This is a genomic window from Solibacillus sp. FSL W8-0474, from assembly GCF_038004065.1.
GTDB lineage: Bacteria > Bacillota > Bacilli > Bacillales_A > Planococcaceae > Solibacillus > Solibacillus faecavium.
This window is the reverse complement of the sequence record NZ_JBBOQJ010000001.1, coordinates 47,501-60,964: the sequence shown is the minus strand read 5'-3', so window position 1 is coordinate 60,964 and position 13,464 is coordinate 47,501. Positions and strand designations below refer to the sequence as shown.

Here is a 13,464-nt window from a genome sequence, read left to right as displayed (position 1 = left end):
CACCCCTTCATTGAATTGGTTCCTCTATTATATCATAAATAAAAGGTACACTTCATTTACTTTTACCCTAATAACGGATTTAAAATCATCCATACATCCTCAATCACTTGCTCTAACTCCTGATCTGCATTAATAATTTTAAAGCGTTCCGGATAACGTCTCATGGCCTCTTCGTAGCCTTCATATACTTTTTCATGGAAGGTTAAACTCTCTACATCTAATCGGTTTAATTCATCCGTACGGGTTGTATGAATACGAGCTAAACCTTTTTCAGGAGATATATTAAAGAATATAGTCACATCTGGAAGGCGTTTTCCTATGGCAAATTCATTAATAGCCAATACTTCATTAACACCGATTTCACGTGCATAGCCCTGATACGCTAATGACGAATCGATGAATCGGTCACATAGTACATGTTTCCCTTTATCTAAAGCAGGTACTATTTTTTCATAAAAATGCTGTGCACGTGCTGCTGCATATAGTAATGCTTCTGTCCGTTCATGCATTTCAGTATGTGATGGATCTAAAATAACAGCACGGATTTTTTCTGCTATTTCAATCCCACCTGGTTCACGTGTTAATAAAGCATCAATCTGTCTTTCTTTGAGACGGTCACCTATTGCTTTTAACACACTCGTTTTACCTGCCCCTTCTCCGCCTTCAAATGTAATAAATAAATTCCTTTGCATTTTTATATTCTCCCTGCATCTATTTTATGACTTGTATTAATTTCTCTTGTAGACGGTGCTCCCCTTGGAACACTGCTCCAATCGCAAGAAGCTCTTCCAATTGACTCAGTTTTGCGACTGTGATTTTCTCACCTGGTACAAATAACGGTATACCGGGTGGATATGGAATTATTGTTGAAGCGGCCACTCGTCCGATTGCTCTCATATACGGGAGCCACTCTTTCTCAGCCCGTTCAATTTCGTCAAAGCTATACTCCGCTTTTATAATAGGTGTCATTTCAAAATTAGCCTGATTATCATACTCTTTCTTTCCTGGTAAGTCCTTCAAATGAATAAGTGCTTCTTTCATTCGGATTCGTAAATCAGCAAATGAATAACTATCTCCCTGCTTTAACAATGGCAAAATAATCAGTACTTGTTTCGCATCAGCCAACTCTACATAAACCTGTTCTTTTTCTAATGCTTCTTTTAATTGGAAGCCTGAATAGCCAGGTGCTCGAATTAATAATTTTAACGTATCATCGACTTCTACTACTTGCAATTCTGTCGATGATGTTAAAGATTCAATAAATCGCTGACGTTTATCCATTAAATAGGAATAGTCAATATCCGTATAATTTGCAACATAGCTTCTCGCATCATCGAGTGAAGCTAACAATAAATAGGACGGACTACTTGATTGTAACATACGTAAATAATGGTTTACCCTTTGTTCGCTTATTAGCGATGTTTTCATATGTAAAAAAGAGGCCATCGTCATTGCCGGCAATGTTTTATGAGCAGACTGTACAACAATGTCTGCACCGGCATCTAAAGCGGATTGTGGCAGTTTTTCTGTCACTTTCAAATGAGCTCCATGTGCTTCATCCACTAATACAGGAATATTGTAAGAGTGGCAAAGGTCAATTTGCTCCACTAAATCACTAGCTGTTACCCCATAATAAGTTGGATATGTAAAAATGGCTGCTTTTGCATATGGATAGCTCGCTAATGCAGAACTCAGTGTATTCAATTCAATACAGCCAGGAGTTTGACTTTCAGTATGCCATTTAGGAGCAATATATACTGGGTTTACCCCAACTAGTTCAAGAGCATGAAAAATAGATTTATGCGCATTACGTTGGACAAGGACCGTATCCCCTCTTTGACATGTTGCATAAATCATCGCCAAGTTACCAACTGTAGAACCGTTAACTAAAAAGAAACTGCGGTCTGCTCCATATGTAGAAGCAAGTAACTGTTCTGCTTGTAAAATAATTGTTTCTGGATGATGGAAGTCATCTAAGCCTGTCAACTCGGTTACATCGTATGTTAATGCGCGCTTAACCACACTTGGTAAATTTGAAAGCAACCCATTTTTATGTCCAGGCACATGAAGGGATTGCGGTTCATTCGCTACAAATTCTTTTAATGCTTGAACAATTGGTCGGTTGTTTTTCACCGTCGTCACCTCATTTATTATAGTCCTTCTATTATAAGACGATTATGCAAATAAAAAAACTAGCCAACAACCCTCATTAGCTAGTGAAATATCTCAGTGAATTTTCACTTTCACTACTGCGAAAGACAATCCCAACAGATTGCGCAGATTATTAAATAACTCCGATATTTTAGTTTAACTTTGACAATAATTAAAGTCCTTCATATTTAATATTCTTTTTTAACTACTTTTTTTTGAAAATTAATTTGTACTAACTTATTAAACAACAAAAAAACCACTGAAAATTCAGTGGTTTTGCGTGTGCGAAGCGACGTCCTACTCTCACAGGGGGAAGCCCCCAACTACCATCGGCGCTAAAGAGCTTAACTTCCGTGTTCGGTATGGGAACGGGTGTGACCTCTTTGCCATCATCACTTCACTATTGAAAGAATTTCATTCTTTCAAAACTGGATAAACGTTTCATTGAATTTGTGCAATAAAATGTGGTTAAGTCCTCGACCGATTAGTATTCGTCAGCTACATGCGTCACCGCACTTCCACCTCGAACCTATCTACCTGATCGTCTTTCAGGGGTCTTACTTACTTGCGTAATGGGAAATCTCATCTTGAGGGGGGCTTCATGCTTAGATGCTTTCAGCACTTATCCCGTCCACACATAGCTACCCAGCGATGCCTTTGGCAAGACAACTGGTACACCAGCGGTGTGTCCATCCCGGTCCTCTCGTACTAAGGACAGCTCCTCTCAAATTTCCTACGCCCACGACGGATAGGGACCGAACTGTCTCACGACGTTCTGAACCCAGCTCGCGTACCGCTTTAATGGGCGAACAGCCCAACCCTTGGGACCGACTACAGCCCCAGGATGCGATGAGCCGACATCGAGGTGCCAAACCTCCCCGTCGATGTGGACTCTTGGGGGAGATAAGCCTGTTATCCCCGGGGTAGCTTTTATCCGTTGAGCGATGGCCCTTCCATGCGGAACCACCGGATCACTAAGCCCGTCTTTCGACCCTGCTCGACTTGTAGGTCTCGCAGTCAAGCTCCCTTATGCCTTTACACTCTTCGAATGATTTCCAACCATTCTGAGGGAACCTTTGGGCGCCTCCGTTACTCTTTAGGAGGCGACCGCCCCAGTCAAACTGTCCGCCTGACACTGTCTCCTACCCCGCTAAGGGGCATGGGTTAGAAGTTCAATACAACCAGGGTAGTATCCCACCGACGCCTCCTCCGAAGCTGGCGCTCCGGGATCTCTGGCTCCTACCTATCCTGTACAAGTTGTACCAAAATTCAATATCAGGCTACAGTAAAGCTCCACGGGGTCTTTCCGTCCTGTCGCGGGTAACCTGCATCTTCACAGGTACTATAATTTCACCGAGTCTCTCGTTGAGACAGTGCCCAGATCGTTACGCCTTTCGTGCGGGTCGGAACTTACCCGACAAGGAATTTCGCTACCTTAGGACCGTTATAGTTACGGCCGCCGTTTACTGGGGCTTCAATTCACAGCTTCGCTTGCGCTAACCGCTCCTCTTAACCTTCCAGCACCGGGCAGGCGTCAGCCCCTATACGTCACCTTACGGTTTTGCAGAGACCTGTGTTTTTGCTAAACAGTCGCCTGGGCCTATTCACTGCGGCTTCTCTAGGCTATGCACCCAAAGAAGCACCCCTTCTCCCGAAGTTACGGGGTCATTTTGCCGAGTTCCTTAACGAGAGTTCTCTCGCACACCTTAGGATTCTCTCCTCGACTACCTGTGTCGGTTTGCGGTACGGGCACCTCTCACCTCGATAGAGGCTTTTCTTGGCAGTGTGAAATCAGGAACTTCGCTCTAAAGAGCTCGTCATCACAGCTCAACGTTATAGTATGCGGATTTGCCTACATACACGCCTTACTGCTTGAACACGCGCAACCAACGGCGTGCTTACCCTATCCTACTGCGTCCCCCCATTTCTCAAACGGTGAGGAGGTGGTACAGGAATATCAACCTGTTGTCCATCGCCTACGCCTATCGGCCTCGGCTTAGGTCCCGACTAACCCTGAGCGGACGAGCCTTCCTCAGGAAACCTTAGTCATACGGTGCATGGGATTCTCACCCATGTTTCGCTACTCATACCGGCATTCTCACTTCTAATCGCTCCACCAGTCCTTCCGGTCTGACTTCAACGCTATTAGAACGCTCTCCTACCACGCATACTCAAAGTATGCATCCACAGCTTCGGTGAATCGTTTAGCCCCGATACATTTTCGGCGCAGCGTCACTCGACCAGTGAGCTATTACGCACTCTTTAAATGATGGCTGCTTCTAAGCCAACATCCTGGTTGTCTAAGCAACGCCACATCCTTTTCCACTTAACGATTACTTGGGGACCTTAGCTGGTGGTCTGGGCTGTTTCCCTCTTGACTACGGATCTTATCACTCGCAGTCTGACTCCCGTGTATAAATATCCGGCATTCGGAGTTTGTCTGAATTCGGTAAAGCGAGATGCCCCCCTAGTCCAAACAGTGCTCTACCTCCGGTATTCTCAATCACGAGGCTAGCCCTAAAGCTATTTCGGAGAGAACCAGCTATCTCCAGGTTCGATTGGAATTTCTCCGCTACCCACACCTCATCCCCGCACTTTTCAACGTGCGTGGGTTCGGGCCTCCAGTGAGTGTTACCTCACCTTCACCCTGGACATGGGTAGATCACCTGGTTTCGGGTCTACGACCACGTACTAATTCGCCCTATTCAGACTCGCTTTCGCTGCGGCTCCGTCTTCTCAACTTAACCTCGCACGTAATCGTAACTCGCCGGTTCATTCTACAAAAGGCACGCTATCACCCATTAACGGGCTCTAACTACTTGTAGGCACACGGTTTCAGGATCTATTTCACTCCCCTTCCGGGGTGCTTTTCACCTTTCCCTCACGGTACTGGTTCACTATCGGTCACTAGGTAGTATTTAGCCTTGGGAGATGGTCCTCCCGGATTCCGACGGAATTTCACGTGTTCCGCCGTACTCAGGATACACTCTGGAGGGAATGAACTTTTGACTACAGGGCTTTTACCTTGTTTCGCGGACCTTTCCAAGTCGCTTCGTCTAACTCATTCTTTTGTAACTCCGTATAGAGTGTCCTACAACCCCAAAGAGCAAGCTCTTTGGTTTGGGCTCTTCCCGTTTCGCTCGCCGCTACTCAGGGAATCGAATTTTCTTTCTGTTCCTGCAGGTACTTAGATGTTTCAGTTCCCTGCGTCTGTCCTCATCACGCTATGTATTCACGTGTAGATACTATCCGATTAAAGATAGTGGGTTCCCCCATTCGGAAATCCCCGGATCAAAGCTTACTTACAGCTCCCCGAGGCATATCGGTGTTAGTGCCGTCCTTCATCGACTCCTAGTGCCAAGGCATCCACCGTGCGCCCTTATTAACTTAACCAAAAGTTAACACTTAGATAAAATCTAAGATTTAAGTTTACACGTCAATTGCTTGACTTGTTACATTTCTATAAAATAGAAATTTGTTTTATTGCTTTCAATGTCGTTTTATCCAGTTTTCAAAGAACGAAGTTTTGAAGTATTTCATTCAATTAAGAATGAACCTTCAAAACTGAACAGCAAACGTTAATGTTTCATTCCCCGAGGGAATGATTCCGAAATAATCCTTAGAAAGGAGGTGATCCAGCCGCACCTTCCGATACGGCTACCTTGTTACGACTTCACCCCAATCATCTATCCCACCTTCGGCGGCTGGCTCCATAAAGGTTACCTCACCGACTTCGGGTGTTACAAACTCTCGTGGTGTGACGGGCGGTGTGTACAAGGCCCGGGAACGTATTCACCGCGGCATGCTGATCCGCGATTACTAGCGATTCCGGCTTCATGTAGGCGAGTTGCAGCCTACAATCCGAACTGAGAACGATTTTATCGGATTAGCTCCCCCTCGCGGGTTGGCAACCGTTTGTATCGTCCATTGTAGCACGTGTGTAGCCCAGGTCATAAGGGGCATGATGATTTGACGTCATCCCCACCTTCCTCCGGTTTATCACCGGCAGTCTCCTTAGAGTGCCCAACTGAATGATGGCAACTAAGAATAAGGGTTGCGCTCGTTGCGGGACTTAACCCAACATCTCACGACACGAGCTGACGACAACCATGCACCACCTGTCACCGTTGCCCCCGAAGGGGAAACTATGTCTCCATAGTGGTCACCGGGATGTCAAGACCTGGTAAGGTTCTTCGCGTTGCTTCGAATTAAACCACATGCTCCACCGCTTGTGCGGGCCCCCGTCAATTCCTTTGAGTTTCAGTCTTGCGACCGTACTCCCCAGGCGGAGTGCTTAATGCGTTAGCTGCAGCACTGAGGGGCGGAAACCCCCCAACACTTAGCACTCATCGTTTACGGCGTGGACTACCAGGGTATCTAATCCTGTTTGCTCCCCACGCTTTCGCGCCTCAGTGTCAGTTACAGACCAGACAGTCGCCTTCGCCACTGGTGTTCCTCCAAATCTCTACGCATTTCACCGCTACACTTGGAATTCCACTATCCTCTTCTGCACTCAAGTTCCCCAGTTTCCAATGACCCTCCCCGGTTGAGCCGGGGGCTTTCACATCAGACTTAAGGAACCACCTGCGCGCGCTTTACGCCCAATAATTCCGGACAACGCTTGCCACCTACGTATTACCGCGGCTGCTGGCACGTAGTTAGCCGTGGCTTTCTAACAAGGTACCGTCAAGGTAGCGCCAGTTACTACGCTACTTGTTCTTCCCTTGCAACAGAGTTTTACGAACCGAAATCCTTCTTCACTCACGCGGCGTTGCTCCATCAGACTTTCGTCCATTGTGGAAGATTCCCTACTGCTGCCTCCCGTAGGAGTCTGGGCCGTGTCTCAGTCCCAGTGTGGCCGATCACCCTCTCAGGTCGGCTACGCATCGTTGCCTTGGTGAGCCGTTACCTCACCAACTAGCTAATGCGCCGCGGGTCCATCTTATAGTGACAGCCGAAACCGTCTTTCAACTTCCAAACATGTGTTTAAAAGTATTATTCGGTATTAGCCCCGGTTTCCCGGAGTTATCCCAATCTATAAGGTAGGTTACCCACGTGTTACTCACCCGTCCGCCGCTAAATCAGAGAGAAGCAAGCTTCTCTCATCATCCGCTCGACTTGCATGTATTAGGCACGCCGCCAGCGTTCGTCCTGAGCCAGGATCAAACTCTCCATAAAAGTAGTTTGAAAGCTCATTTGCTTTGCTAGCGATTTAACTTAATTAAAAGTTAAAATCTATTGTTTACTTCATTTAAGAAGCTTGTTTCATTAACGTTGCTTGTTCAGTTTTCAAGGTTCATTGCGCTATCTGTTATGACAACTTTTATATCATACCATTCAGTCGGTTGCTTTGTCAACAACTTTTTTGAAATGTTTTTTATAATGTGTTGTCGTCGTTGCGACTTATATTAATATATCACGATATTATTCAAATAGCAATAGTTATTTTAAAACTTTAATATTTTTATAGGAATTATGAGTTTCTATTATAGACTAGTAAAATCCAAACAATATATAACCTACTAGATAAAGGGGTTAAAGGATTTACTCTATCCTTATTATGCCCTCTATTGGTCCCCCTTTTTAGTTAATAAAAGCTTTTATAATATCTCAATTTATTATTCCACCAACGAATAAATCTTATTATAGATGAGTATTGGAATGCTACTTCTTTCTCTATTCTTTTTAAATATCGCTACTTTATATATACGTTTTTATTTTTCGGTAACTATATAAACAATAACAATAGTAAAAATGCAATCGAACCCTAAAAGAAAAGGTTAATTTAGATCGTTAAGGATAAAATCGTATTTCGTGATTAAAATATGAGCCATATCACTACTGAAATATTAGGACATTTTGGTAAACAAGATTACCGAGATAGCAAGTTTAAAGCTAGGCCTTAAATGGAGTCTCTGCGGGCAGTCGTATGGCAACGATATTTTACGCCTGAACAAGGGAGAGTAACGTGCTCGCTACTCCTAAAAATAAACAGAGTAAACAATTGGTTCACTATTGGGTTGCGATATACAGAAATCACACTGCTTATAAAAATATTATCCATACCGTTAACCAGTGCAGTTCCTTTTATACAGCATTAAAAACCTTGGTGGATCTTGATATAAACAATTGTTCATAAAAAATATACAAATTAAGAAAAACAATCAAAGCTTTGTTAAGACAACGCTTTGATTGTTTATAGTGCCCCCAAACTTTTATTTAGAAAGTTATTAGGTTAAGTTTTGTATGCTTTATAACTCCTTGTTGCACTAAGCACCCGTTATTTAAAAAAGAATTAAGACACGATACCTTTCAATTCCGTTAAAAGTTCAATTTAAAGTCCCGCTTCAATTACTGTCACAAAATTATACATACACATTTTATATTATTAAAAGGGCTAACTGAATTAATTAGTAATCTTAATTTATTTCCATACATACCAGGGTATTTTATAATCCATTTCTCTACCTTGTTTACTGTTTTTATCAGTTACTATCCAATTGCCCTCTTTCTTTTGTACTTTATAATTCAAATTTGTCCCATCGGACTTTTTAAAGAGTATATAACCAGAGTTGCCTTTTATAAAGGTTACAGGGTCAATAACATTTTTGTTGGGTATCTTTCTCTCAGGAAGCAATATGTTGGTTACTATCTCTTCTGCAATATTAAAAAGAGATTTAAATTCATTATTCATTTCTGCTTGGTATTGCAATTGATTGTATGTGAAGGAAGAGTAAGACCCTAAATTCAAATTAAAAGACTGTTTAATATCTGAAAGTGTTGCTTTATAAAATTCACTTATATCCTTTTCTAATTTCTCGCCCTCATGTTGAAAGCTAATAGTTTTAACCCCAAATGGACTTATATTAAAAGTTATTGTTTCCTTACCATAAGGAGGATCATGTGCATGTTCAAATGTTATGACTTGGACTTCTGCATTAAAATCAAAACTGCCCTTATGCTCTCTTGTAATACTTAAAATTTTTGCATTCTCAAATTGTTTGGGATAGCCATAATAATTAGTAATTTCTTTATCTATAAAGGGGAATAGCGTTGTAATCAAAGTATCATAAATAAGCTTATAATCAGGCTGTTTTCTTTGGACTTCTAGATTTTCTGAGATTACTGTTAACTTCAAGGATTTTTCCGCAACCACCTGATCGTAATTAATGTGTAAACTAAGAAAAACAAAAGAAGATAAAATTACAAGCATATCCCGCATAGAACACTCCCTTAATATAGATTTAATTAATGAGTATTTTCCCCCGGAACCTTTAAATTATTCTTCCACTAAACTGTCCAGTAGTTGAAGAGACTTTAAAACCTTATGAAATAAGTAGCACATACCTTATTCGAAAAAGGTGATAATACAATTAAATGATAAAGCTTTATAGAGGTGTATTAAAAGAATGAAAAAGATGTTATCAGTTTTTATACTATTCCTGGCTCTTATTACTCCTTTTCAATCAACAAAAGTTTCATCAAATAAACTAACTCAAGATTCTGAAGAACTTAAATTACAGGATATGCTTATGCTAATGCTTACTCCTTATATTGAAAAGGATTTAACTGAATATTATTATCCGGAGATATCAAAGGATTTTTCGCCTCATGTTACTCCGTGGAAAATTGAATTGATTGAAACAAGAAGAAATCATTTTCGTGGCTTTCAAATGCAAATTACATTTGCTATTGAACCTACAGATGGTGGTCAGTATATTCCATTGGGAAAGGATAGAATGACCTATGAAATTTCTTCTGGACCTGAAGTTAAATTGATAAATCATACCCATCTAAAAACATATAAATATCCACCAGAATAAAAAGTGAACAGTTGTATTAGGTGTAGTATTAAACTTTCCCGTTGTTTTGACATTTCATAATACACCAGATCTTCTATTTTTATATTTTCTCGGGCAAAATTGAATGTATTAACATAAATCTTTAAACACCCAACAACTACTTAAGTATCAATACTATAAAATAAAAATAAATTTTTATACAACAAAAAAACCACTGAAAATTCAGTGGTTTTGCGTGTGCGAAGCGACGTCCTACTCTCACAGGGGGAAGCCCCCAACTACCATCGGCGCTAAAGAGCTTAACTTCCGTGTTCGGTATGGGAACGGGTGTGACCTCTTTGCCATCATCACTTCACTATAGGGCTTCTTACGAAACCTGTAGAAAGAATCATTCTTTCAAAACTGGATAAACGTTTCATTGAGTTGTGCAATAAAATGTGGTTAAGTCCTCGACCGATTAGTATTCGTCAGCTGCATGCGTCACCGCACTTCCACCTCGAACCTATCTACCTGATCGTCTTTCAGGGGTCTTACTTACTTGCGTAATGGGAAATCTCATCTTGAGGGGGGCTTCATGCTTAGATGCTTTCAGCACTTATCCCGTCCACACATAGCTACCCAGCGATGCCTTTGGCAAGACAACTGGTACACCAGCGGTGTGTCCATCCCGGTCCTCTCGTACTAAGGACAGCTCCTCTCAAATTTCCTACGCCCACGACGGATAGGGACCGAACTGTCTCACGACGTTCTGAACCCAGCTCGCGTACCGCTTTAATGGGCGAACAGCCCAACCCTTGGGACCGACTACAGCCCCAGGATGCGATGAGCCGACATCGAGGTGCCAAACCTCCCCGTCGATGTGGACTCTTGGGGGAGATAAGCCTGTTATCCCCGGGGTAGCTTTTATCCGTTGAGCGATGGCCCTTCCATGCGGAACCACCGGATCACTAAGCCCGTCTTTCGACCCTGCTCGACTTGTAGGTCTCGCAGTCAAGCTCCCTTATGCCTTTACACTCTTCGAATGATTTCCAACCATTCTGAGGGAACCTTTGGGCGCCTCCGTTACTCTTTAGGAGGCGACCGCCCCAGTCAAACTGTCCGCCTGACACTGTCTCCTACCCCGCTAAGGGGCATGGGTTAGAAGTTCAATACAACCAGGGTAGTATCCCACCGACGCCTCCTCCGAAGCTGGCGCTCCGGGATCTCTGGCTCCTACCTATCCTGTACAAGTTGTACCAAAATTCAATATCAGGCTACAGTAAAGCTCCACGGGGTCTTTCCGTCCTGTCGCGGGTAACCTGCATCTTCACAGGTACTATAATTTCACCGAGTCTCTCGTTGAGACAGTGCCCAGATCGTTACGCCTTTCGTGCGGGTCGGAACTTACCCGACAAGGAATTTCGCTACCTTAGGACCGTTATAGTTACGGCCGCCGTTTACTGGGGCTTCAATTCACAGCTTCGCTTGCGCTAACCGCTCCTCTTAACCTTCCAGCACCGGGCAGGCGTCAGCCCCTATACGTCACCTTACGGTTTTGCAGAGACCTGTGTTTTTGCTAAACAGTCGCCTGGGCCTATTCACTGCGGCTTCTCTAGGCTATGCACCCAAAGAAGCACCCCTTCTCCCGAAGTTACGGGGTCATTTTGCCGAGTTCCTTAACGAGAGTTCTCTCGCACACCTTAGGATTCTCTCCTCGACTACCTGTGTCGGTTTGCGGTACGGGCACCTCTCACCTCGATAGAGGCTTTTCTTGGCAGTGTGAAATCAGGAACTTCGCTCTAAAGAGCTCGTCATCACAGCTCAACGTTATAGTATGCGGATTTGCCTACATACACGCCTTACTGCTTGAACACGCGCAACCAACGGCGTGCTTACCCTATCCTACTGCGTCCCCCCATTTCTCAAACGGTGAGGAGGTGGTACAGGAATATCAACCTGTTGTCCATCGCCTACGCCTATCGGCCTCGGCTTAGGTCCCGACTAACCCTGAGCGGACGAGCCTTCCTCAGGAAACCTTAGTCATACGGTGCATGGGATTCTCACCCATGTTTCGCTACTCATACCGGCATTCTCACTTCTAATCGCTCCACCAGTCCTTCCGGTCTGACTTCAACGCTATTAGAACGCTCTCCTACCACGCATACTCAAAGTATGCATCCACAGCTTCGGTGAATCGTTTAGCCCCGATACATTTTCGGCGCAGCGTCACTCGACCAGTGAGCTATTACGCACTCTTTAAATGATGGCTGCTTCTAAGCCAACATCCTGGTTGTCTAAGCAACGCCACATCCTTTTCCACTTAACGATTACTTGGGGACCTTAGCTGGTGGTCTGGGCTGTTTCCCTCTTGACTACGGATCTTATCACTCGCAGTCTGACTCCCGTGTATAAATATCCGGCATTCGGAGTTTGTCTGAATTCGGTAAAGCGAGATGCCCCCCTAGTCCAAACAGTGCTCTACCTCCGGTATTCTCAATCACGAGGCTAGCCCTAAAGCTATTTCGGAGAGAACCAGCTATCTCCAGGTTCGATTGGAATTTCTCCGCTACCCACACCTCATCCCCGCACTTTTCAACGTGCGTGGGTTCGGGCCTCCAGTGAGTGTTACCTCACCTTCACCCTGGACATGGGTAGATCACCTGGTTTCGGGTCTACGACCACGTACTAATTCGCCCTATTCAGACTCGCTTTCGCTGCGGCTCCGTCTTCTCAACTTAACCTCGCACGTAATCGTAACTCGCCGGTTCATTCTACAAAAGGCACGCTATCACCCATTAACGGGCTCTAACTACTTGTAGGCACACGGTTTCAGGATCTATTTCACTCCCCTTCCGGGGTGCTTTTCACCTTTCCCTCACGGTACTGGTTCACTATCGGTCACTAGGTAGTATTTAGCCTTGGGAGATGGTCCTCCCGGATTCCGACGGAATTTCACGTGTTCCGCCGTACTCAGGATACACTCTGGAGGGAATGAACTTTTGACTACAGGGCTTTTACCTTGTTTCGCGGACCTTTCCAAGTCGCTTCGTCTAACTCATTCTTTTGTAACTCCGTATAGAGTGTCCTACAACCCCAAAGAGCAAGCTCTTTGGTTTGGGCTCTTCCCGTTTCGCTCGCCGCTACTCAGGGAATCGAATTTTCTTTCTGTTCCTGCAGGTACTTAGATGTTTCAGTTCCCTGCGTCTGTCCTCATCACGCTATGTATTCACGTGTAGATACTATCCGATTAAAGATAGTGGGTTCCCCCATTCGGAAATCCCCGGATCAAAGCTTACTTACAGCTCCCCGAGGCATATCGGTGTTAGTGCCGTCCTTCATCGACTCCTAGTGCCAAGGCATCCACCGTGCGCCCTTATTAACTTAACCAAAAGTTAACACTTAGATAAAATCTAAGATTTAAGTTTACACGTCAATTGCTTGACTTGTTACATTTCTATAAAATAGAAATTTGTTTTATTGCTTTCAATGTCGTTTTATCCAGTTTTCAAAGAACGAAGTTTTGAAGTATTTC

The 13,464-nt window shown here is 43.9% G+C and carries 4 protein-coding genes and 5 rRNA genes; 1 reads left to right on the top strand and 8 read right to left on the bottom strand.

The annotated features are described in order from the left end of the window. Positions 1-62: 62 nt before the first annotated feature. The 6 genes from tmk to NYE67_RS00225 all read right to left on the bottom strand — a co-directional run bounded on the left by tmk (position 63) and on the right by NYE67_RS00225 (position 9,373). On the bottom strand, positions 63-692 hold the full coding sequence (tmk, locus tag NYE67_RS00250; protein WP_340726592.1) for a dTMP kinase: 630 nt from the start codon (positions 690-692) through the stop codon (positions 63-65). A 19-nt stretch (positions 693-711) separates the two neighbouring features. Next, the gene (locus NYE67_RS00245; protein ID WP_340726591.1) at positions 712-2,133 is read right to left on the bottom strand and encodes an aminotransferase class I/II-fold pyridoxal phosphate-dependent enzyme; all 1,422 of its coding nucleotides are present in this window, start codon (positions 2,131-2,133) and stop codon (positions 712-714) included. Positions 2,134-2,435: 302 nt separating this feature from the next. After that, positions 2,436-2,551: ribosomal RNA gene (gene rrf, locus NYE67_RS00240) — 5S ribosomal RNA — on the bottom strand. 64 nt (positions 2,552-2,615) lie between these two features. Continuing rightward, a 23S ribosomal RNA gene (locus tag NYE67_RS00235) occupies positions 2,616-5,544 on the bottom strand. Between the two features lie 230 nt (positions 5,545-5,774). Continuing rightward, positions 5,775-7,329, bottom strand: a 16S ribosomal RNA gene (locus tag NYE67_RS00230). The 16S, 23S and 5S rRNA genes sit together here, the layout of an rRNA operon. A gap of 1,246 nt (positions 7,330-8,575) precedes the next feature. After that, the gene (locus tag NYE67_RS00225) at positions 8,576-9,373 is read right to left on the bottom strand and encodes a DUF3888 domain-containing protein (protein ID WP_340726590.1); all 798 of its coding nucleotides are present in this window, start codon (positions 9,371-9,373) and stop codon (positions 8,576-8,578) included. A gap of 187 nt (positions 9,374-9,560) precedes the next feature. On the opposite strand from NYE67_RS00225, the gene NYE67_RS00220 reads away from it, so the two are divergent. Beyond that, the gene (locus NYE67_RS00220; RefSeq protein WP_340728869.1) at positions 9,561-9,974 is read left to right on the top strand and encodes a DUF3888 domain-containing protein; all 414 of its coding nucleotides are present in this window, start codon (positions 9,561-9,563) and stop codon (positions 9,972-9,974) included. Between the two features lie 218 nt (positions 9,975-10,192). On the opposite strand, the gene rrf (NYE67_RS00215) is transcribed toward NYE67_RS00220, so the two are convergent. Both rrf (NYE67_RS00215) and NYE67_RS00210 read right to left on the bottom strand, forming a co-directional pair. Beyond that, positions 10,193-10,308: ribosomal RNA gene (gene rrf, locus NYE67_RS00215) — 5S ribosomal RNA — on the bottom strand. A gap of 82 nt (positions 10,309-10,390) precedes the next feature. Next, a 23S ribosomal RNA gene (locus NYE67_RS00210) occupies positions 10,391-13,319 on the bottom strand. Positions 13,320-13,464 lie beyond the last annotated feature (145 nt).

Excerpts from the sequence above, each read along its gene's own strand:
- NYE67_RS00220 (WP_340728869.1), top strand. The coding sequence starts at position 9,561 with ATGAAAAAGATGTTATCAGTTTTTATACTATTCCTGGCTCTTATTACT.
- tmk (WP_340726592.1), bottom strand. The coding sequence starts at position 692 with ATGCAAAGGAATTTATTTATTACATTTGAAGGCGGAGAAGGGGCAGGT.
- NYE67_RS00225 (WP_340726590.1), bottom strand. The coding sequence starts at position 9,373 with ATGCGGGATATGCTTGTAATTTTATCTTCTTTTGTTTTTCTTAGTTTA.